The sequence below is a fragment of the Niallia endozanthoxylica genome, assembly GCF_008710145.1.
In the GTDB taxonomy this organism is placed as follows: Bacteria; Bacillota; Bacilli; order Bacillales; family Cytobacillaceae; genus Bacillus_BD; species Bacillus_BD endozanthoxylica.
Genome location: NZ_VYKL01000013.1, coordinates 179,592 through 199,395 on the forward strand (window position 1 = coordinate 179,592; position 19,804 = coordinate 199,395).

Sequence of the window (19,804 nt, forward strand, 5' to 3'; positions counted from 1 at the left end):
TTTACTGATTTGAGGTGAGGCGATGCTAGGTTTATTGTTGGTGTCTAGAAAACGAAAAAAAACCCTGGAAGAAAAAATAAAACGAATTCAACAGGGCGATTTGACATTACAAAATGAACTGATTGAGACCTATAAACCATTTGTTGCAAAAACAGTCTCTTCTGTTTGTAAAAGATATATTTATGAATCTGACGATGAATTTAGTATTGGTCTTATTGCATTTCATGAGGCGATTGAAAGGTATTCATCTGATAAAGGCAGTTCATTAATCAGCTTTGCTGAGGTCATTATTAAACGAAGAGTCATTGATTACATCCGATCTCAAGCCAAACACAACGAGCTTAGTTTGGGTTTAGGCAGTCAACATGAAAAAGATTCAGAAATTACTTCTATTGATGCTGAGCTGTCTATTAAAGAATATAACATCCAAATAGACGAGCAATTACGTAAAGAAGAAATACTCCTCTTTACGCGGATGCTCCAGCAATTTAACCTTACGTTTCAAGATTTACTTGAGCAGTCCCCTAAACATGCTGATGCAAGAAAAAGTGCCATTCTGGTAGCGAAGGTAGTTGCTGATAATGAAGAGCTTTCTAATCATTTGCTGAACAAAAAGCAACTTCCAATTAAGCAGTTGGAAAGTCTTGTATCCGTTAGCAGAAAAACAATAGAACGAAACCGTAAATATATTATTGCTATATCACTTATTTTGATTGGTGATTTTGTTTATCTAAAGGATTATATTAAAGGGGTTGTGGAAACGTGAAAAAAGGGATTGTTATGGAAATAAATGAACGTTTTATCACTATTTTAACCCCGGAAGGTGAATTTTTACGTGCTAATAAGCTTAATAAAGACTATCAAATCGGTCAAGAAATAGACTTTTTTCCAGCTGGACAAGAAGAGCAGAAAAAAAGTCTAGCTATTTTTCGCCATTTCAAAGGAAAGACTGTGGCTGCTTTGATTGCATGTCTTCTTTTACTAGTTTCCTTTATTCCTTTCTATCAAAATAATCAAGTGTATGCTTATTTATCTATTGATATAAACCCAAGTGTTGAATTGGCGTTAAATAAGGATTATGAGGTAATCGAACTAATTCCATATAATAAAGATGGAGAAAAGATTGTGAATCAACTTCGCGGGTGGAAAAGGAAGGATATTGATGTGGTAACAAAGGCCATTATTGCAGAAATAGAACGGCAGGGGTATTTAAAAAATCAACACGAAATCGTTGTTGGAATGGTCTATAAAGCGGAATCCATGCCTATTGATGATCCGCAATGGAAGGGGAAATGGGCAGATGTGCAAGAAGTTATTCAAGAGGAGCATCTTGATCTTACAGTTATTGAAGGAACGACAGAAGATAGAGAAAAAGCACAAGATAAAGGTGTAACTATCGGGGAATATAAAGAAGCATTGGTGAAAGTAAATAAGAAAGAATCAACAAATAAGAAGAACCAAAGTGAGAAGCAGGTAGAGGAAAGCCAACCGAAAGAAGAACAACCAGCAGTTGTTGAACCTCCATCAGCGGAAGATGTACAAGAAGAAGCGGAGGCACCACAGAAAATTCATCCATCTGTTGTATCACCGAAGGATAAAATAGTTGAACCTGCGATAGAAAGCAAGCCTTTATCACCTCCAGGACAAGCAAAGAAGGATAATAACCTAAACGAGCCTGCTCTAAATGAGAAAGTAAAAGGACCGGACAGAGCTCATCCTTCTGAGAAAGAAAAGAAACCAGAACCTATAGAAAACAATGCTGGAAAAACAAAACAACCGAATAACAGTAACAACGGCAACAACAACAACGGCAACAACAACAACAACAACAACAACAACAACAACAATAATAATGATGGGAATAACAACAATCAAGGTAAACAAAAGGACAACCAGCATAACGAAAAAAATTAATAATGATTAACTAAAGAGCCGCTAATTCAAAACTGGAATTAGTGGTTTTTTGTAAAAGTAAATACTAAAGAATTTGTCCAATTCACACTATTATTAATTTGACTCTCATTTATAATATGGTATATTAATATAGTGATATACTTTAATGCGCAAAAGCTAGAAAGCTAAAAAGCGTCTAATTAAAAAAGGATTATATTATTCTGATAAAAGCAAAAGTTTAAGATATAAAAAGTAAGGTGTGAACAGCATGAGTGAAAATCAACCTAATTTACAAAGAGGCTTGCTGCCAAGGCATGTTCAATTTATTGCTTTAGCCGGTATGATTGGTACAGGAATTTTTATGGGAAGCTCGAATACTTTGAATATGGCTGGACCAAGTGTTGTCGTAGCGTATTTAATTGGCGGACTGTTGCTGTTTATTGTAATGGCAGCTTTAGGAGAAATGGCAACAGTTTACCCCAATTCTAATGTTCAAAATCTCATTAATAAGGCTTTTGGCTTTCAATCATCCTTTATTGTTGGATGGTTGTACTGGATTAACTGGCTTATCGTAACGATTGTAGAATTAATAGCTGCAGGAAGTTTTTTGCAGTACTGGTTCCCATCTATCCCGTTATGGCTATTAAGTGTACTTTGCGCCGCAATAATTATTGGAATCAATTTATTTCAAGTAAAACATTATGGAGAAATGGAGTTTTGGTTTGCAAGTATTAAAATCATTACGTTAACTGCTTTTATTATTTTGGGAGCATTAATTTTATTCAATATTTTACCAAATACGACTGACGCTTCATTTTCAAATTACACAGCACATGGCGGATTCTTTCCAAATGGAATGGGCGGAATGCTGAGTGCATTTTTAGTTGTTATGTTTTCGTATGGCGGTGCTGAATTAATTGGTATTGCTGTCACAGAGACAAAGGATAGTGAAAAAGTCATACCGAAGATCATCAAAGGAACTGTGGTAAGGGTTATTCTATTCTACATTTTGCCTATTCTAATTATCTGTGGGATTATCCCTTGGAACGAAGTAAGCTCAGCTGACAGTCCCTTTGTTCAAGTATTTACCTTATCAGGAATTCCCGGTGCAGCTCATGTCATGAATTTTGTTCTATTAACAGCCGTTTTATCAGCTGCTAACTCCGGTATCTATGCTACATCGAGAACACTATATACAATGGCGCAAAATGGTGAAGCACCGAAGGCCTTTTCCTTTATTTCAAAAAAGGGAGTTCCGTTAAATGGAATTATTTTAACGACTTCATTTATTTTAGTAGGAGTATTTTTAGCTTATCTAACTCCAGACCAAGTTATTGGCTACTTAATGTCCATACCAGGATTTACTGTGTTATTACTTTGGATTAGCATTTGTTTAGCTCAATTGAAGCTACGTAAACAATATGCACAGCTTCCGGCTTTCCATGTAAAGTGGTTCCCGTACACAACCATATTTGCAGCCATAGCTTTAACTGGTATATTTATCGCTTTTATTTTTAATGTACAAAATATCATTGGTACAGCAGTATGCCTTTCAGTTTTAACCGTATTAATTATTGTGTCTTTTATCATTAAAAAGGAAAAGAAAGATAAACGTGTTTCTTCTGTAGCATAACCAATCGGTGTCAGGCACCACAAAAAGACAAAATTTAATTTTGATCTTTTTGTGGTGCCTGACACTTTTTCAATTACATATAAGTAACGTTTTTGGTAAGAATTTGGTATGCTTTCTCGACTTCTTCATCACTGGGCGGTTGTATATCCTTGAGAGGATAGTCTAAACCAAGCGCCTCCCATTTATAAACGCCCAGTTTATGATAAGGCAGCACTTCTACTTTTTTAACATTTTTTAATGAACCAATAAACTCTCCAAGCTCGTGTAAATCCTTTTCATCATTTGTAATAGATGGAACCAAAACATGGCGAATCCAAACGGGAACTTGATGGTCAGATAAAAATCGAGCAAATTGAATAATATGATCATTTGCCATACCTGTTAACTTAATATGCTTTTGACGATTGATATGCTTTAAATCCAATAATATTAAGTCAGTGTACTTAATTACTTCCTGTAATTGTTCCTGAAAAGTCTGCGATGAAGAGTAACAGCCGCCAGAAGAATCAATGGCCGTATGCACTCCTATCTGTTTACATTCCTTAAATAATTCAATTAGGAAAGGTAGCTGCAACAATGGTTCACCGCCGCTGACAGTAATTCCTCCGCCGGATGCTTCAATAAATGGAAGATAGGAGGTTAAATCCTGCATAATTTCTTCTACCGTTATTTCTTTTCCTGTTCCTATTTCCCACGTATCTGCATTATGGCAAAATTGGCAGCGAAGAAGACAGCCTTGTGTAAAAATAACATATCTAATTCCAGGGCCGTCAACGGTACCAAATGTTTCAATCGAATGAATATTTCCTTTCATATTCTTTGCGTGCCTCCCTTCCGTTTCAGACTTTTAATAAGAATTGTTCAAATCTTCTGCTCTCAGTAGAATTTTATCTTTTCTGTTAACAAATTATTGAACGGTAGAAACCTCGTAATTTCCTGTTGGCTGCGCACCGATATCTGACAGACTTTCATGGAACGTCCGATTAATGACGTCTAATTGCTGCTCTCTTGTTAATTTAATAAAGTTTACTGCATATCCTGAAACCCGGATTGTCAATTGAGGATAATTTTCAGGATGCTCCATTGCATCTAATAGTGTTTCACGATTAAATACATTAATGTTTAAGTGATGTCCTTTTTTCATCACATAACCATCAAGAATAGAAACAAGGTTACGATTACGTGATTCCTCATCCTTTCCTAATGCTTTTGGAACAATTGAGAAGGTATTGGAAATTCCATCTAATGAGTCTTCATATGATATTTTTGCTACGGAGGATAAGGATGCAAGGGCGCCTTTTGTATCGCGTCCGTGCATTGGATTAGCACCAGGAGCAAAAGGTTCACCGGCACGACGGCCGTCTGGTGTATTTCCTGTTTTCTTGCCATAAACAACATTTGAAGTGATTGTTAGGATTGATTGTGTATGAATCGAGTTTCGGTAGGTTGGATGTTTGCGCAGCATATTCATGAATTTTTGAACAAGCAAAACAGCAATACTATCCACTCGGTCATCGTTGTTTCCATATTTAGGGAAGTCGCCTTCTGTTTCAAAATCAACAGCCACTCCGTTTTCATCACGAATTACTTTTACCTTTGCATACTTTATAGCACTCAGTGAATCAACAGCAACACTTAATCCGGCAATTCCTGCTGCCATTGTCCGAATAATTTCGGTATCATGCAGAGCCATTTCACTGCGTTCATAGCTGTATTTATCATGCATATAGTGAATTACGTTCAGAGTATTGATGTACAGACCTGCCAGCCATTCCATCATTTGCTCCAATCTTTCAATAACCACATCATACTCTAAATATTCATCAGTAATCGGTGCAAATTTAGGGGCAGCCTGGATTTTTAATTTTTCATCTATCCCTCCGTTGATTGCATATAACAAGGTTTTGGCAAGGTTTGCTCGAGCACCGAAGAATTGCATTTGTTTACCGATTCTCATGGCGGAAACACAGCAGGCAATCCCATAATCATCGCCATAATGCGGCAGCATGATATCATCATTTTCATATTGAATGGCACTTGATTGAATCGACATTTTAGCACAGAATAGTTTGAAATTTTCAGGAAGTTTCTTGGACCAAAGTACTGTCAAATTTGGTTCTGGTGCAGGGCCAAGGTTTTCTAACGTGTATAGGAAGCGAAAGGAGTTTTTGGTAACAAGTGATCGTCCTTCTAAAGCCATTCCACCAATTGATTCTGTTACCCATGTAGGGTCTCCGCTGAAAAGATCGTTATAATCAGGTGTACGGGCAAATTTGACTAGCCGTAGCTTCATAACAAAATGGTCGACTAACTCCTGTGCCTCTTTTTCTGTTAAAGCACCGTTTTGCAAATCTCTTTCGATATAAATGTCAAGGAATGTAGATGTCCGCCCTAAGCTCATGGCAGCACCATTTTGTTCTTTAATGGCAGCCAAATAACCAAGATATAACCATTGGAATGCCTCATGTGCATTTGAAGCAGGTTTAGATAGGTCAAAGCCGTATAGTTCACCGAGCTGTTTGATTTCATGCAACGCCCGGATTTGCTCTGACAATTCCTCGCGAAGCCGAATGGTGTGCTCACTCATAACATTGCTTGTATTGGCAAGATTCTTTTTCTTTTCAGCAATTAGGAAGTCAATTCCATAAAGGGCAACGCGCCGATAATCGCCGATAATACGTCCACGTCCATATGCGTCAGGCAAACCTGTTATAATTCCTGTTTTACGGGCAAGTCTCATTTCATCGGTGTATGCATCAAACACACCTTGATTATGGGTTTTTCGATATTCTGTAAAAATTTTGTCCAGTTCTTTACTTGGTGTATAGCCGTATGTTTCACATGCCTGTATGGCCATTCGAATACCGCCATAGGGCTGGAATGAACGTTTGAAGGGCTTGTCTGTTTGGAATCCAACAATTTTCTCTAACTCTTTATTTAAATAACCCGGACCGTGAGAGGTAATAGAGGAAACCACATCTGTGTCCATATCAAGAACTCCGCCTTTATCACGTTCTTGTTTAGTTAATTCCATTACTTGATCCCAAAGTGTTTTTGTTGCATCTGTTGGACCCTCTAAGAAGGAGTCATCGCCAAGATATTCTCTATAATTATGGATTATAAAATCACGTACATTAATTTCTCTTTGCCAAACACCATTTTTAAACCCTTTCCATTGATTCATTTATTAGTCACCTCATGTATTTATTCTCGCATGAAAATTGTTTTGTTACTTGGTGTTAATCATATAGTTGGTATTGTTACCGCTCTTGACGATTCTAAAAAGGTAATTATTAGCTAAGGGATTATTTTCCAAAACAAAATGCCGCAAACTCTAAATATAAAAGAGCTGCGGCATTTTATTTGAATATAGAATAGATTATTTTGAGTGACCATTTAATCAAAACTCAAGAATTCGCCGTACAGTCTGTACATAGGTCTGACTGACGGTCAGTTCAGGGCTGTCAGGGATTTTTAGTTTTATTAATAAATTGGAAGATACGTCCCGATACAACTGTTGTATAAATGAAATATTTACGATATAGGATCGATGTATACGAAGAAAAGAACTTGGCAATCGCTGTTCGAGAACTCTTAAGGTCTGAATGGTACTATATTGACCGTTCTTTGTATAAAGCCAGGTTTTCTTTTGATTGCTTTCAATGTAAGCAATCTGGTCAATGGGAATTGGATTCCAAATTTCTTCATGCTTCCCAGTTATAAAGGAATAAGTTGGCGTTTTACTGTTTAATGCATACAAGGGAGGAAGAATGACTGTTAATGCACCAATAAAACCATTATCTTCTTCTATGGGATAGCCAATTCCGTAATATGGAATACCGAAAACAGATTCATTCACCAATGATTCAATCCGGCTTCTTTGCTGAAAAACACGTTCCGAAATACTGCCTGAAGGAATAGGTTGTCCAGGTCGGATTCGGATATCATGTATACCTGACTGGTAATCTAAATATTGATTCTTATCTGCAAAGGCAATAGAGGCTTCTGGTGGAACCCAATCTTTTATGAATTTATAAATGTTTATATTATTCATTTTGCAGAATTTTCTCCCTTTTTGTAATATTAATTAAATTATAACTGATTCCCAGTTTCGTATCCATATAATTCCTTTCATCATCAGATAAAACGTTTTATCCAAATTTTCGGACAATTAAAAAGTCGTGTTATATAATCAAAATCAAGTAAAGCATGTATTGTATATTAGTTGTTTTTCCTTAAACACATGTGTGACAGCCTTTAAAGGAAAATGAATATGGAAGAGGGGATTATATGGTACAAGCAAAGGGATTAGAGGGAGTTATTGCAACCACATCTTCTGTGAGTTCTATTATTGATGATGTATTAACCTATCGAGGATACAATGTGGATGACCTTACAGACTATGCTCAATTTGAAGAAGTCATTTATCTGCTTTGGTTTAATAAGCTTCCTACCTCTCAGCAGTTGGCTGACTTTAAAAGTGAATTAATTGAAAACGCTTACCTCCCAAATGAAGTACTAGACATTATTAAAAATCTTTCAAAAGAAAATGCTCATCCCATGTCAATCTTAATGAATGGTGTATCGGCACTTGCCATATATGATGAAGAAGCCAATCAAATGACTGAAAGTGCTAACTATCGAAAGGCGCTGCGACTGCAAGGGAAATTAGTTTCAATTGTTGCGGCTTATTCTCGTATCAGTGAGGAAAAAGAGCCGCTTAGGCCAAAAGAAGATTTAAGCTTTGCAGCTAACTTTTTATATATGATGAGTGGGAGAATTCCGGATGAAATCTCTGAAAAGGCATTTAATAAAGCGCTCATTCTTCATGCAGATCATGAATTAAACGCATCAACCTTTACGGCCCGCGTTTGCGTTGCTACATTATCTGACATGTATTCTGGCGTTACAGCCGCACTAGGTGCGTTAAAAGGACCGCTTCATGGAGGAGCAAATGAGCGTGTGATGAAAATGCTGGTTGATATTGGTGACATTACACAGGTCGAGCATTGCCTACACAGAGCCTTTGAAAATAAAGAAAAAATAATGGGCTTTGGCCACCGTGTCTATAAAACAGGCGATCCGCGTGCAAAACATTTACGGGAAATGTCGAAACAGCTTGCAAAGGTAACAGGTGAAGAGAAATGGTATTATATGTCGCTTGCTATCGAGAAAATAGTTACAAAGGAAAAAGGACTGCTTCCGAATGTGGACTTCTATTCGGCATCTGTTTATCACAGCTTAGGAATTCAACCTGATTTGTTTACACCTATTTTTGCCATCAGCCGCGTCTCCGGCTGGATTGCTCATATTTTGGAACAGTACGAGAATAACCGGCTAATCCGTCCGCGGGCAGAATATGTCGGTCTTAAAAATCAAACCTATATACCTGTTCATGAACGTGACGAATCAAAAGATGTAATTGCCTAATTAACAAGAAGGAATTTTATTGTGAGGGGTAGAAGATTATGAATGAAAAGAAGGTTTTGATTGCAGATCCTGGTCCATTAGGGTTAGCCGCATTTGCTTTAACAACATTTGTATTAAGCTGTAAAAATGCGGGGCTTCTTCCAGACACTGTTGGTGATGTATTTTTAACATTAGGCTTATTCTATGGAGGTTTGGCGCAGCTGTTGGCAGGTATGTGGGAATTTAAAAAGGATAATACATTTGGAGCTACCGCGTTCACATCCTACGGTGCGTTTTGGATATCGTTGTCTTCTATGATATACCTGGAATTGACTGGTGTTTTAAACTTTGGTGAAGACATGAATATTGCTCTCGGCATATTTTTGGTTGCTTGGACAATCTTCACCTTCTATATGTGGATTGGAACTTTCCGCATCAGCACAGCATTAAATCTTGTTTTTACATTGTTATTGATTACCTTTATCTTGTTGGATTTAACTGAATTTGGGGTCATTTCCGGCCCAATAGCAGGATACTTTGGATTAGCAACTGCTTTTTCCGCCTGGTATGCATCCGCTGCGGGTGTCTTAAATCCATTATTCGAAAAAGACATTCTTCCTACTGGGACATTCAAAAAGAAACAAGTAGAACGTTTTGGCAAAAGTGCTTAATCTTCCAAAATCTATCAGAGGAGGTACTTTTATGTTTTATGTTCTGTATTGTCAAGAAGAGGAAATCATTTGTGAGAATTTCGATCAAGTCATGGACCAAATAGCCAATGGATGGAAATTATATGGTTACTCAAACAATAAACGCCTGGCAGAATCATTACTACATGAATGTACTCATCACTGAAACACCAGTATGGTCTATTTGCTTTCAAAACGCAGTATAATCTCGTGATTCATTATTATGATTAAATCAATACAGCTAAATTCACTCTACCAAAGTCGAAGTTGCTCTATTATTTTATCATGTTAAATAAATGGCCTTTGATATATACATACAAAAGTGGTTCATTTTGAATCATTATGTCTGTATATACCAAAGGCCATTTGACCACTAACCAATATTAAAAGGAGTTGTGAAACAGTAGTTAAAAATGTATACAAATAGATACAAAAGTGACCAAATATACTTAACATAATTGGTTTAATTCTTTCTTCCATTTATAATTCTGCTTTATCGTTTAGGCATCCATCCATCTAACCTGTCTATTTATGTCCTTTTCTGATAACTATTCCATCCTCTTCCTTGTATTTTATAGTAAAATAGAACTATAAAATAGGTGAATATAAAGGAGGGGATGATCATGAAAAAAGCATATAAGACAGAAATTCTTTTAAATGAAAAACAGCAACAAAAAGTCCATCAAACCATCGGTGTTTGTCGTTATGTTTACAATTTATATCTTACTACTGCGCAAAAACACTATAAAGACACAGGCAAGCACTTATCAGGCTATGATTTTTCCAAGTGGTTGAATCGTGTTCACACGAAACAAACGGATTTCTGGATTAAAGAGGTATCTAGTAAAGCGGTGAAGAAGTCCATTATGAATGGAGATCAAGCCTTTAAAAACTTTTTCAAAGGAAGAGCCAAGTTTCCGAAGTTTAAGAAAAAGAAACATCAAGAGGTGAAAGCCTATTTTCCCAAGAATAATCCAACCGATTTGTTAGTGGAGCGTCACCGAATCAAGATTCCTACCCTTGGGTGGGTTCAATTAAAGGAATATGGTTATATTCCATCTAACGCAAAGGTTTCCAGTTGTACGGTGTCGCAAAAAGCCCATCGATACTATCTCTCTGTTTTGTGCGAGGTGGAACAAAAACAAGAGGTTCAGGTCCCTATTCATGACGGAATAGGGGTTGATTTAGGGGTGACAGACTTCGCTACATGCAGTCATCATGAAACCTTTAAAAATATCAATCAAACACAGAAGGTCAAGAAACTGGAAAAGAATTTAAAAAGGCAGCAAAGGAAACTGAGTCGTAGTTATGAATTAAATAAACATCGAAAGAGAGGTGAATTCTGCGCTAAAAACAGGCAGAAGCAACTGATAAAAGTTCAAAAACTGCACGCTAGACTAGCCAATATCAGACATGAGTATATTCGATCTGTGGTGAATCGGTTGGTAAAAACCAAACCAGCTCATATCACTATCGAGGATTTAAATGTAAAAGGCATGATGAAAAATCGGCATCTATCAAAAGCGGTGGCACAACAGAATTTTTCCTACTTAAAAGAGTGGCTTATAGCAAAGTGTAAACAAAATGGAATAGAACTGAGACAAGTGGATAGGTTCTATCCATCTTCTAAGCTATGTTCTTGCTGTGGACATAAGAAAGTCAAGCTTAGCTTATCCGAGCGAATCTTTAGATGTGATAACTGTGACGCAGAATTAGATCGGGATTTCAATGCCAGTTTAAATCTGAAATATGCAACAGAATATACCGTATTAACCTAAATAATCTGTATATATGTAGGGTGGGCTACATCCGAATTCACGCCTGTGGAGTGTTAGACCAACCGTAGTAGCTAGTTTTTGGCCAGGCGGAACACGTAGAAGCAGGAAATGGTCTAGCGTAGATAGATGAATACATTTGTCTATGTTTTTAGTAGCAGAGAGAATAAGTGAATCTAATATTAATGGGACTTCCTGGGGCAGGTAAAGGAACACAAGCAGAGCAAATTATTAAAAAGTATGATATTCCACACATATCTACTGGAGATATGTTTCGTGGAGCTATAAAGGAAGGTACACCGCTAGGCAAAAAAGCTAAGGAATTTATGGATGCTGGTGAGCTTGTGCCGGATGAAGTAACCATAGGAATTGTTCGCGAACGCCTAAATAAAGAGGACTGCTTAAAAGGTTTTCTATTAGATGGTTTCCCGAGAACCATTTCTCAAGCGGAAGCTCTTGAACAAATCCTTGCAGAACTGGGAAGAAGCATTGACCATGTATTACATATCCTTGTTGATCCAGCAGAGTTGCTGGCGAGATTAACCGGCCGCCGGATTTGTCGTAATTGCGGCGCAACCTACCATTTGATTTTTAATCCACCGAAGGTTGAAGGGGAATGCGATAAGTGCAGCGGGGAACTATATCAGCGTGATGATGACAATGAAAAAACGGTCGGAACACGTCTGAAAGTAAATATTGACCAGCAGCAGCCTCTTCTTGAGTTTTATCAGGAAAAAGGGTATTTGCGAAATATCGAAGGTGCAAAGCCGATTGATATAGTATTTAAGGATATTGAAGCTGTCCTTAGTCAAACCTCTTAATCGGTATGGGGATAAATATTTTAATAGTAAAAGAGTCAGTCTGTTTTTCAGATTGGCTCTTTTACTGTTTATTCAGTAGTATGATAAAATGTTATAATATTAGAAAAACTACGCAATAAAAAGTGGATGGCTAATTTCAATAAAAAGTGGATGGTTATTTATCATTGCAACTATTTTATAATTATAGTACTTAGAAGAATCAGTTTTTTAATAATTATTATAACTAACCTAGAAGTTCATTAAGTATCTTGTTACTTATTCAATTTATGCGGTGTGTAGGAGGAGGGTTACATGAACGTTTTATTAGTTTTAGTAATTATAACTATAATAATAGCTGTAGTATCTACACTATTAGTCGCAGGTAAAGGCGACGCGAATTATAGTAGCTCAACGAAAAGAAATTTCACAAATTTAACTTTAATTTATGTAATTATTATTGTTTTATGCTTAATTGCTCTCGGTGTATATATTAGGTTCTTCTCTTAAATGAAATAGATTATTATAGACTTAGTATTTTAATAATGATAATAATTATTTTATTGAAATCTTAACAGGTTAAAATGGACTGATAAAAAATAAGGACTGTTACATATGGATTGGAAACCAGATCGAAAGGCAAAAAAAGCTATTTATAAACAAATTGCTGAGTATATTGAAAATGGAATAGCAGATGGTACGTTCCCGCCTGATAAGCCATTACCGTCTGAAAGGTATTTAGCGAAGGAGCTGGAAATAAACAGAAGCACAGTAGTTGCAGCATATGACGAATTGGAATCAAATGGGCTCATTCAAAGAAATCGCGGAAGCGGAACGACTATTAGCAAAGACATATGGGGAATTACGAAGAAACGGGTTCCAAGCTGGAATCGGTATATCGAGGCGGGATCCTTTTTGCCTAATTTACCTGTAACCCAAAGGATACGAAAAGAAGCGGTTGAGCATAAAATAATTAATCTAGCTAGCGGGGAATTGTCGGAAGATTTATTTCCGATGAACGACTTAAGAGAGATTACTTCGTCTAGATCCTTTATTGGAAGCTTAGGGTACGATCATCCGCAGGGAAGCGCAATATTAAGGAATACTCTTACTAAGCATGTCGAGCAATACAGAAGAATTGAAACGACTCCTTCTTCCATCCTTATTACATCTGGCGCACAGCAAGCCTTGCATTTAGTCGTTCAATGCTTGTTGAAGTCGGGAGATGCAGTTGCTATAGAAGATCCTTCGTATAATTATAATCTGCCAATTTTTAAATCGGCGGGGATAAGAACCTATCCTTTATCAGTTGATAAGGATGGTATCAACCCTGAGGACCTGCTGTCATTACATAAAAAACATCGAATTAAAATGATATTTTTAAATCCAACCTTTCAAAATCCAACGGGGTCCTCACTAAATAAAAGTAAACGAAAAGCGATTTTAGAAATATCTTCTGAACAGGGGATTCCGGTAGTGGAAGACGATCCATATAGTTTAATGTCTTTTACAAGAGAAAAAGTCTCTACCCTTAAATCGATGGATGCCCATGGAAATGTACTTTATATCAGTTCATTATCAAAAATTGTTGCTTCCGGGTTAAGAATTGGCTGGATTATTGGACCAAAACTAGTGATAGAACGATTATCAGATGCAAAACAGCAGATAGACTTCGGTCATTCCAGCTTTACCCAATGGATTGCAAATGATTTTTTAGAATCTGAAAATTTTTATTCTCATATGCAAAGATTAGTAAAAGAATTAGAAAAACGAAGAAATCAAATGGTTACCAGCCTTCTGTTTTACTTAAGGGATTTAGTTGAATTTTCTATCCCAAACGGGGGGATTCATCTATGGTGCAGGATCAAAAAAGACTTTAATGAAAACCATTTACTAGAGGAGTCAATTAAAAGAGGTATGATTTATGCTCCAGGTATAACGTTGGGTTCTAAAAAGGGATTTGTCCGCTTTACTTTTGCAAGGGAAAATGAAGAATCAATCCATGAAGGAATAAAAAGGTTTGCAGAAGCACTTCATTCTCTTTAAAACCCAATGAATAATAAAAAACTGTTTAACTGGATAGGTTATTAATTTGTGAAATTCTTTAATATAGAAAATAGAATAGGTTGTCGGAGGTATCCTATATGCCAAATTGGTTACATAATACACTTTACGTTATTTTACTTATAGTCAGTATGGGTTGTATTTCAAGCGGGCTTGAATGGAAATCTAGCAAAAAATCTGAGCTAAACGAATAAAATAAAAAAACCGACATATCTGAAGTCGGTTTTTTTGTGAATGATGCAAAGGTGCTAGACGTAAGGATGTCTTCATTCTATATATGTCCTTTTTAATATTTCGACATATACTAGTGGATATTTGACTCATCTAAGCGATATGGTCATGAAACGGGAGGAGAAAACTGGTTTTCTCCTCCCGTTTCATGATCATATCGCAACCTTTCAGCGGAACTGAAAGGCGTGTGAAAAGGACTTTTCACACGGATGAGTCAAATATTTAGTGGAAGAACCATGTTTACTACCCATACATGATAGAAAAAGAATTTCTATGTCGACTTAATAAGTTGGATATATATACCTTAATCGTTTAGAAATTTCTTTTTCTCTTTTTCTACTTCATCAACTGTAATGTAGCCTTTTTCGCTTAAGACAGAAATTAAAGCCATGAGTGTTGTGCCAATGTCTTTGTCATTTATATATGTTTTGTTTTCTAATTGACTAACAGAATCAGCTAGTTCCCCAATTATTTGTTGCAAGTTGTCTGATGTATATTCCTTCATGTGTTCATCTCCTTTATATCTACATTATTCGACATAAAGGATATATTATCCTTCTTTATGATACTTATCAAGAAAATAATTATTCATGTAATTAGCCATTATTTATTTAAATTATAAGTATATGTAAACTAAGAGAAAAGCAGTCATATTAGATAAATTGACCTATTCTATACATATAATTCTGAAACTTGTTGAAAGATTAGATTAACCTTGTTAAAATAGGAATCACAATAAATGTTTATTTTTTTTGCTTTAAAGGGACAAAAATAGTCCTTGTGGGACAAAATGAGTCCATATGATTAATAAATGGGGAAAGGATTCGAATAAAGGTGATGGAAAAAACATTTACAATCACAGCAAAATCAGGCATTCATGCAAGACCAGCAACCGTAATAGTAGGATTGGCAAGTCGGTTTGATTCCGATATCCATCTTGAGTTCAAAGAAAGAACAGTTGATTTAAAGTCAATCATGGGTGTTATGTCATTAGGAATTGGACAAGGTGCTGAAATTAAGGTCAGTGTAGTTGGTGAAGATGAGCAAGAGGCATTGAATGCCTTGCAGAATTTATTACATAAAGAGGGGTTGGCAAAATAATGAGTTTTTTAAAGGGAATAGCTGCTTCAAGCGGGATTGCAATGGCTAAAGCCTATCGTTTAGTTGAACCAGATCTTTCGTTTGAAAAAAAAGCAATTGAGGACACTGCCTGGGAAGTGGAAAGGTTTCAAACAGCGTTAAGCACATCTAAAGCAGAGCTAGACGCTATTCGCGAAAAGGCAAACGTAGAACTTGGTGCGGATAAAGCAGCCATATTTGAGGCGCACTTGCTTGTTTTAAGTGATCCAGAACTAATTTCACCAATTGAAGATAAAATCAAAACAGAAAAGGTAAATGCGGAACATGCTCTTAAGGAAGTTGCAGATATGTTTATCTCTTTGTTCGAACAAATGGACAATGATTATATGAAAGAACGTGCTGCTGACATTCGAGATGTGACGAAACGCGTTCTTTCTCATTTACTTGGTATTCAATTAGTGAACCCAAGTATGATTTCAGAAGAGACTATTATTGTGGCGGAAGATTTAACACCGTCTGATACCGCCCAATTAAATCGTCAATTTGTTAAAGGTTTTACAACCAATATTGGCGGACGCACTTCTCATTCTGCTATCATGGCGCGTTCAATGGAAATCCCAGCTGTTGTTGGAACGAAAACAGCAACAGTGGATATTCAGCATGGGGATTTTATCATTGTGGATGGTTTAAAGGGTGAAGTTCATGTCAATCCAACACTAGAAATAATCGCTCGATATGAAGAAGAACAGATCTGCTACGAAGAACAAAAGGCAGAGTGGGCTAAATTGGTAAATGAAAAAACAGTTTCGGCTGATGGTCATCACGTTGAATTAGCAGCTAATATTGGAACGCCTAATGATTTAGAAGGGGTTATTAACAATGGCGGCGAGGGTATTGGTTTATACCGAACAGAATTTCTATATATGGGCCGTAATGAACTGCCGTCAGAAGAAGAGCAGTTCGAATCCTATAAGGCTGTTCTTGAAGGGATGAACGGAAAGCCTGTTGTTGTAAGAACTCTTGATATTGGCGGAGACAAAGAGCTGCCGTATTTAAATCTACCAAAAGAAATGAACCCTTTCCTTGGATTCCGTGCGATTCGTCTCTGTCTTGAAGAGCAGGATTTATTCCGTACACAATTGCGTGCATTATTACGGGCAAGTTCTTACGGGAATTTAAAAATTATGTTTCCAATGATTGCGAATTTAGATGAATTCCGTGCAGCCAAGGCTATTTTAGAAGAGGAAAAGCAAAAGTTGGTGAGTGAAGGAGTCAACATTTCAGATAATATTGAACTGGGAATTATGGTCGAAATTCCTTCAACTGCCATAATGGCTGATCAATTTGCAAAAGAAGTAGATTTCTTTAGTATCGGAACAAATGATTTAATCCAATATACAATGGCTGCCGACCGTATGAATGAACGGGTTTCCTATCTTTATCAACCATACAGCCCTGCTATTTTACGATTGGTAAAGATGGTGATTGATGCAGCCCATAAAGAAGGCAAATGGGCCGGAATGTGCGGGGAAATGGCAGGAGACGAAACAGCTATCCCATTATTACTTGGTTTAGGTCTTGATGAGTTCTCTATGAGTGCTACATCTATCTTAAAAGCACGTTCGCAAATACTCCGTCTTTCTAAAATGGAAATGGAAGAATTAGCTGAAAAAGCATTGCAAATGAGTACAACAGATGAAGTTATTGAGGCAGTAAAAGCCTTGTCAGAAAAAGTAGTAAGCATGTAAGATAAAACGTGTTTTGGAGTGAAATTAATGAAACGAATAGGTGTTTTAACAAGCGGCGGAGATGCACCTGGAATGAATGCGGCAGTAAGAGCGGTTGTTCGAAAAGCCATTTACCATGATGTAGAAGTGTACGGGGTTTATGGAGGATATTCAGGTTTAATGAATGGAAACATTGAAAAACTTGAGCTAGGGTCTGTCGGAGATATTATTCATCGTGGCGGTACGATGCTTCTCTCAGCAAGATGTGAAGAGTTTAAAACAAAAGAAGGTCAATTAAAAGGGATTGAGCAGTTAAAGTTAGCTGGTATTGAAGGGTTAGTTGTGATTGGTGGAGATGGGTCCTACCGAGGGGCAAAGGCTCTGACTGAGCTTGGCTTCCCTTGTGTAGGTGTACCTGGGACGATTGACAACGATATTCCTGGAACACAGTATACTATTGGCTTCGATACCGCTTTAAATACAGTTATTGAAGCCGTTGATAAGATAAGAGATACAGCGCAGTCCCATGAACGTGCGTTTGTTATTGAAGTGATGGGGCGTAATGCAGGTGATCTTGCACTATGGTCCGGGCTTGCGGGTGGAGCAGAAACCATTCTTATTCCTGAAGATAACTATGACATGAATGATATTTGTCAAAGATTAATAAAATCGCAAGAGCGTGGTAAGAAACATAGTATCATCATCGTTGCTGAAGGTGTGGCAAGCGGTGTTGAATTTGGAAAACAAATTAAAGAGCGGACTGATTTTGATACTCGTGTTTCTATTTTAGGGCATATTCAGCGAGGTGGGTCTCCGACTGCCTTTGATCGTGTACTTGCAAGTCGTCTTGGTGCACGTGCAGTTGAGCTTTTGCTAAAAGGTAAGGGCGGAAGAGCAGTTGGGATGAAGAATAATCAAGTAATAGATAATGATATTGCTGATATTTTAGGAGAAGCCCATACTGTGGATATGAATCTATTAACATTATCAAAAGAGCTCTCTATTTAAGTTAGCTCGAGAGCTTTATATGGAAGATGAGTGATTGTTACATTCATCTTCCATTAATAAAAAAGGTTTAAATTAAAATACATATTTTGGGAGGAACAATGATGGGCTTAGTTTCAATGAAAGAAATGTTAAACAATGCATTAAAGGAAGGGTACGCGGTTGGTCAGTTTAACATCAATAACCTTGAGTGGACACAAGCTATTTTATCCGCTGCTGAAGAAGAAAAATCACCAGTCATCCTTGGAGTTTCTGAAGGTGCAGCTCGTTATATGGGCGGTTTTTCTGTTGTAACAGCTATGGTAAAAGCACTTGTGGAAGAAATGAATATCACAGTTCCAGTAGCCATCCATTTGGATCACGGTTCTAGCTTTGAAAAGTGTAAAGCTGCCATTGATGTCGGATTTACTTCCGTTATGATTGATGCTTCTCATCATCCATTTGAAGAAAATGTAAAGATTACAAAACAAGTAGTTGAATATGCACATGAACGCGGTGTATCCGTTGAAGCTGAATTAGGAACCGTAGGCGGGCAGGAAGACGATGTCATTGCGGAGGGTGTTATTTATGCCGATCCAAAGGAATGTGAGCAGTTGGTGAGGCTTACTGGGATTGATTGTCTAGCTCCAGCATTAGGTTCTGTTCATGGGCCTTATAAAGGAGAGCCAAACTTAGGTTTTCAAGAAATGGAAGAGATTTGTCAAACGATTGGACTGCCGTTAGTTTTACATGGTGGAACGGGTATCCCAACGGATCAAATCAAAAAATCCATCTCCTTAGGGACAGCAAAAATTAACGTAAATACAGAAAATCAGATTGAATTTACGAAAACGGTTCGTGAAGTATTAAATGGAGATTCTGAAGTATACGATCCACGTAAAGTGGTCGGACCAGGCCGTGAAGCCATTAAAGCAACGGTGATTGGCAAAATGCGTGAATTTGGTTCTTCTGGTAAAGCTGTATAATAGAACAGAGCAGTCTTGATGGCTGCTCTGTTTGTTTGCTCGTTAAGGTGTTTATCAACGCCTAAAAAATAGAGATAGGAAGTTAAACAAAAAAAGCACTTTCAATTGAAAGTGCTTTTGATGATCCGAGAGGGATTCGAACCCCCGACCCCATCCCTGTCAAGGATGTATTCTCCCACTGAACTATCGGATCGTTATAAAATATTTTTCTTTTTAATGATATACCACTTTAGTATCGACAATTAATAATATATGATAAATATACATTTTTGTCAATAAGAAATCGGTTAAGTTTAATTGTTTTCTATCATTTATGCCCAGAGGACTCCCGCTTCAAATTTTCGTTAGAAAATTAAGCGGTGAGGTGAATGGACGGTTTTAAGAAAAAATTTAATTTTATTTTTTTACATAGTTTGAATACAGAACATATGTTTTGTATAATAGAAACAGAGGGGGTGAGAAAATGGAAAATAAGGATAAATTAAGTACTTATTCCACTCAACAGATTTGGATCAAAAAAGGCCATCGGTTGTATA

The 19,804-nt window shown here is 36.9% G+C and carries 17 protein-coding genes and 1 tRNA gene; 13 read left to right on the forward strand and 5 right to left on the reverse strand.

Annotated features, from left to right (window positions below; translation table 11 throughout):
- The first annotated feature begins 22 nt into the window (after positions 1-22).
- The 3 genes from sigI (at position 23) to F4V44_RS06305 (ending at position 3,526) form a co-directional block, all read left to right on the forward strand.
- On the forward strand, positions 23-766 hold the full coding sequence (gene sigI, locus F4V44_RS06295) for an RNA polymerase sigma factor SigI (RefSeq protein ID WP_150439143.1): 744 nt from the start codon (positions 23-25) through the stop codon (positions 764-766).
- Positions 763-1,914, forward strand: a complete 1,152-nt coding sequence (locus F4V44_RS06300) for an anti-sigma-I factor RsgI family protein (protein ID WP_150439144.1) — start codon at positions 763-765, stop codon at positions 1,912-1,914. Before sigI ends, F4V44_RS06300 begins: the two co-directional genes overlap by 4 nt.
- A gap of 247 nt (positions 1,915-2,161) precedes the next feature.
- Positions 2,162-3,526, forward strand: coding sequence for an amino acid permease (locus F4V44_RS06305; RefSeq protein WP_150439145.1), 1,365 nt, complete (start codon positions 2,162-2,164; stop codon positions 3,524-3,526).
- 73 nt (positions 3,527-3,599) lie between these two features.
- On the opposite strand, the gene pflA is transcribed toward F4V44_RS06305, so the two are convergent.
- From pflA to F4V44_RS06320, 3 genes are all read right to left on the reverse strand, one after another.
- Positions 3,600-4,340, reverse strand: coding sequence for a pyruvate formate-lyase-activating protein (pflA, locus tag F4V44_RS06310; RefSeq protein ID WP_150439146.1), 741 nt, complete (start codon positions 4,338-4,340; stop codon positions 3,600-3,602).
- Positions 4,341-4,433: 93 nt separating this feature from the next.
- The gene (pflB, locus tag F4V44_RS06315; RefSeq protein ID WP_150439147.1) at positions 4,434-6,710 is read right to left on the reverse strand and encodes a formate C-acetyltransferase; all 2,277 of its coding nucleotides are present in this window, start codon (positions 6,708-6,710) and stop codon (positions 4,434-4,436) included.
- Positions 6,711-6,926: 216 nt separating this feature from the next.
- On the reverse strand, positions 6,927-7,580 hold the full coding sequence (locus F4V44_RS06320; protein ID WP_150439148.1) for a LytTR family DNA-binding domain-containing protein: 654 nt from the start codon (positions 7,578-7,580) through the stop codon (positions 6,927-6,929).
- Between the two features lie 236 nt (positions 7,581-7,816).
- Here F4V44_RS06320 and citZ point away from each other — a divergent pair, with 236 nt between their 5' ends.
- The 6 genes from citZ (at position 7,817) to pdxR (ending at position 14,242) form a co-directional block, all read left to right on the forward strand.
- Positions 7,817-8,956 (forward strand): citrate synthase, encoded by a 1,140-nt coding sequence (citZ, locus tag F4V44_RS06325; protein ID WP_150439149.1) that lies wholly within the window; start codon positions 7,817-7,819, stop codon positions 8,954-8,956.
- Between the two features lie 38 nt (positions 8,957-8,994).
- Positions 8,995-9,606: an acetate uptake transporter gene (locus F4V44_RS06330; RefSeq protein WP_150439150.1), complete on the forward strand. Its 612-nt coding sequence runs from the start codon at positions 8,995-8,997 to the stop codon at positions 9,604-9,606.
- A gap of 31 nt (positions 9,607-9,637) precedes the next feature.
- Entirely contained in the window at positions 9,638-9,790 is a 153-nt protein-coding gene (locus F4V44_RS27265; protein WP_191090591.1) for a hypothetical protein, read from the forward strand.
- Between the two features lie 457 nt (positions 9,791-10,247).
- Complete coding sequence (locus tag F4V44_RS06335; RefSeq protein WP_150439151.1) at positions 10,248-11,402, forward strand: RNA-guided endonuclease InsQ/TnpB family protein; 1,155 nt, start codon at positions 10,248-10,250, stop codon at positions 11,400-11,402.
- A 167-nt stretch (positions 11,403-11,569) separates the two neighbouring features.
- Positions 11,570-12,220 (forward strand): adenylate kinase, encoded by a 651-nt coding sequence (locus tag F4V44_RS06340; protein WP_150439152.1) that lies wholly within the window; start codon positions 11,570-11,572, stop codon positions 12,218-12,220.
- 591 nt (positions 12,221-12,811) lie between these two features.
- Complete coding sequence (gene pdxR, locus F4V44_RS06350; RefSeq protein WP_150439154.1) at positions 12,812-14,242, forward strand: MocR-like pyridoxine biosynthesis transcription factor PdxR; 1,431 nt, start codon at positions 12,812-12,814, stop codon at positions 14,240-14,242.
- 553 nt (positions 14,243-14,795) lie between these two features.
- Here the strand turns inward: pdxR and F4V44_RS06355 are convergent.
- On the reverse strand, positions 14,796-14,996 hold the full coding sequence (locus F4V44_RS06355; protein ID WP_150439155.1) for a hypothetical protein: 201 nt from the start codon (positions 14,994-14,996) through the stop codon (positions 14,796-14,798).
- A 329-nt stretch (positions 14,997-15,325) separates the two neighbouring features.
- On the opposite strand from F4V44_RS06355, the gene F4V44_RS06360 reads away from it, so the two are divergent.
- The 4 genes from F4V44_RS06360 to F4V44_RS06375 all read left to right on the forward strand — a co-directional run bounded on the left by F4V44_RS06360 (position 15,326) and on the right by F4V44_RS06375 (position 19,268).
- Positions 15,326-15,592, forward strand: coding sequence for a phosphocarrier protein HPr (locus F4V44_RS06360; protein WP_317978305.1), 267 nt, complete (start codon positions 15,326-15,328; stop codon positions 15,590-15,592).
- Positions 15,592-17,319, forward strand: coding sequence for a phosphoenolpyruvate--protein phosphotransferase (ptsP, locus tag F4V44_RS06365; protein ID WP_150439156.1), 1,728 nt, complete (start codon positions 15,592-15,594; stop codon positions 17,317-17,319). Before F4V44_RS06360 ends, ptsP begins: the two co-directional genes overlap by 1 nt.
- A 27-nt stretch (positions 17,320-17,346) precedes the next feature.
- Complete coding sequence (gene pfkA / locus F4V44_RS06370; protein ID WP_150439157.1) at positions 17,347-18,306, forward strand: 6-phosphofructokinase; 960 nt, start codon at positions 17,347-17,349, stop codon at positions 18,304-18,306.
- 101 nt (positions 18,307-18,407) lie between these two features.
- Positions 18,408-19,268: a class II fructose-bisphosphate aldolase gene (locus tag F4V44_RS06375; protein WP_150439158.1), complete on the forward strand. Its 861-nt coding sequence runs from the start codon at positions 18,408-18,410 to the stop codon at positions 19,266-19,268.
- Between the two features lie 121 nt (positions 19,269-19,389).
- Here the strand turns inward: F4V44_RS06375 and F4V44_RS06380 are convergent.
- Positions 19,390-19,461: transfer RNA gene (locus tag F4V44_RS06380), tRNA-Val, on the reverse strand.
- Positions 19,462-19,804 lie beyond the last annotated feature (343 nt).

Excerpts from the sequence above, each read along its gene's own strand:
- citZ (WP_150439149.1), top strand. The coding sequence starts at position 7,817 with ATGGTACAAGCAAAGGGATTAGAGGGAGTTATTGCAACCACATCTTCT.
- F4V44_RS06320 (WP_150439148.1), bottom strand. The coding sequence starts at position 7,580 with ATGAATAATATAAACATTTATAAATTCATAAAAGATTGGGTTCCACCA.
- pflA (WP_150439146.1), bottom strand. The coding sequence starts at position 4,340 with ATGAAAGGAAATATTCATTCGATTGAAACATTTGGTACCGTTGACGGC.
- F4V44_RS06355 (WP_150439155.1), bottom strand. The coding sequence starts at position 14,996 with ATGAAGGAATATACATCAGACAACTTGCAACAAATAATTGGGGAACTA.
- F4V44_RS06305 (WP_150439145.1), top strand. The coding sequence starts at position 2,162 with ATGAGTGAAAATCAACCTAATTTACAAAGAGGCTTGCTGCCAAGGCAT.
- ptsP (WP_150439156.1), top strand. The coding sequence starts at position 15,592 with ATGAGTTTTTTAAAGGGAATAGCTGCTTCAAGCGGGATTGCAATGGCT.
- F4V44_RS06375 (WP_150439158.1), top strand. The coding sequence starts at position 18,408 with ATGGGCTTAGTTTCAATGAAAGAAATGTTAAACAATGCATTAAAGGAA.
- sigI (WP_150439143.1), top strand. The coding sequence starts at position 23 with ATGCTAGGTTTATTGTTGGTGTCTAGAAAACGAAAAAAAACCCTGGAA.
- F4V44_RS06335 (WP_150439151.1), top strand. The coding sequence starts at position 10,248 with ATGAAAAAAGCATATAAGACAGAAATTCTTTTAAATGAAAAACAGCAA.
- F4V44_RS06330 (WP_150439150.1), top strand. The coding sequence starts at position 8,995 with ATGAATGAAAAGAAGGTTTTGATTGCAGATCCTGGTCCATTAGGGTTA.
- pfkA (WP_150439157.1), top strand. The coding sequence starts at position 17,347 with ATGAAACGAATAGGTGTTTTAACAAGCGGCGGAGATGCACCTGGAATG.
- F4V44_RS27265 (WP_191090591.1), top strand. The coding sequence starts at position 9,638 with ATGTTTTATGTTCTGTATTGTCAAGAAGAGGAAATCATTTGTGAGAAT.
- pdxR (WP_150439154.1), top strand. The coding sequence starts at position 12,812 with ATGGATTGGAAACCAGATCGAAAGGCAAAAAAAGCTATTTATAAACAA.
- pflB (WP_150439147.1), bottom strand. The coding sequence starts at position 6,710 with ATGAATCAATGGAAAGGGTTTAAAAATGGTGTTTGGCAAAGAGAAATT.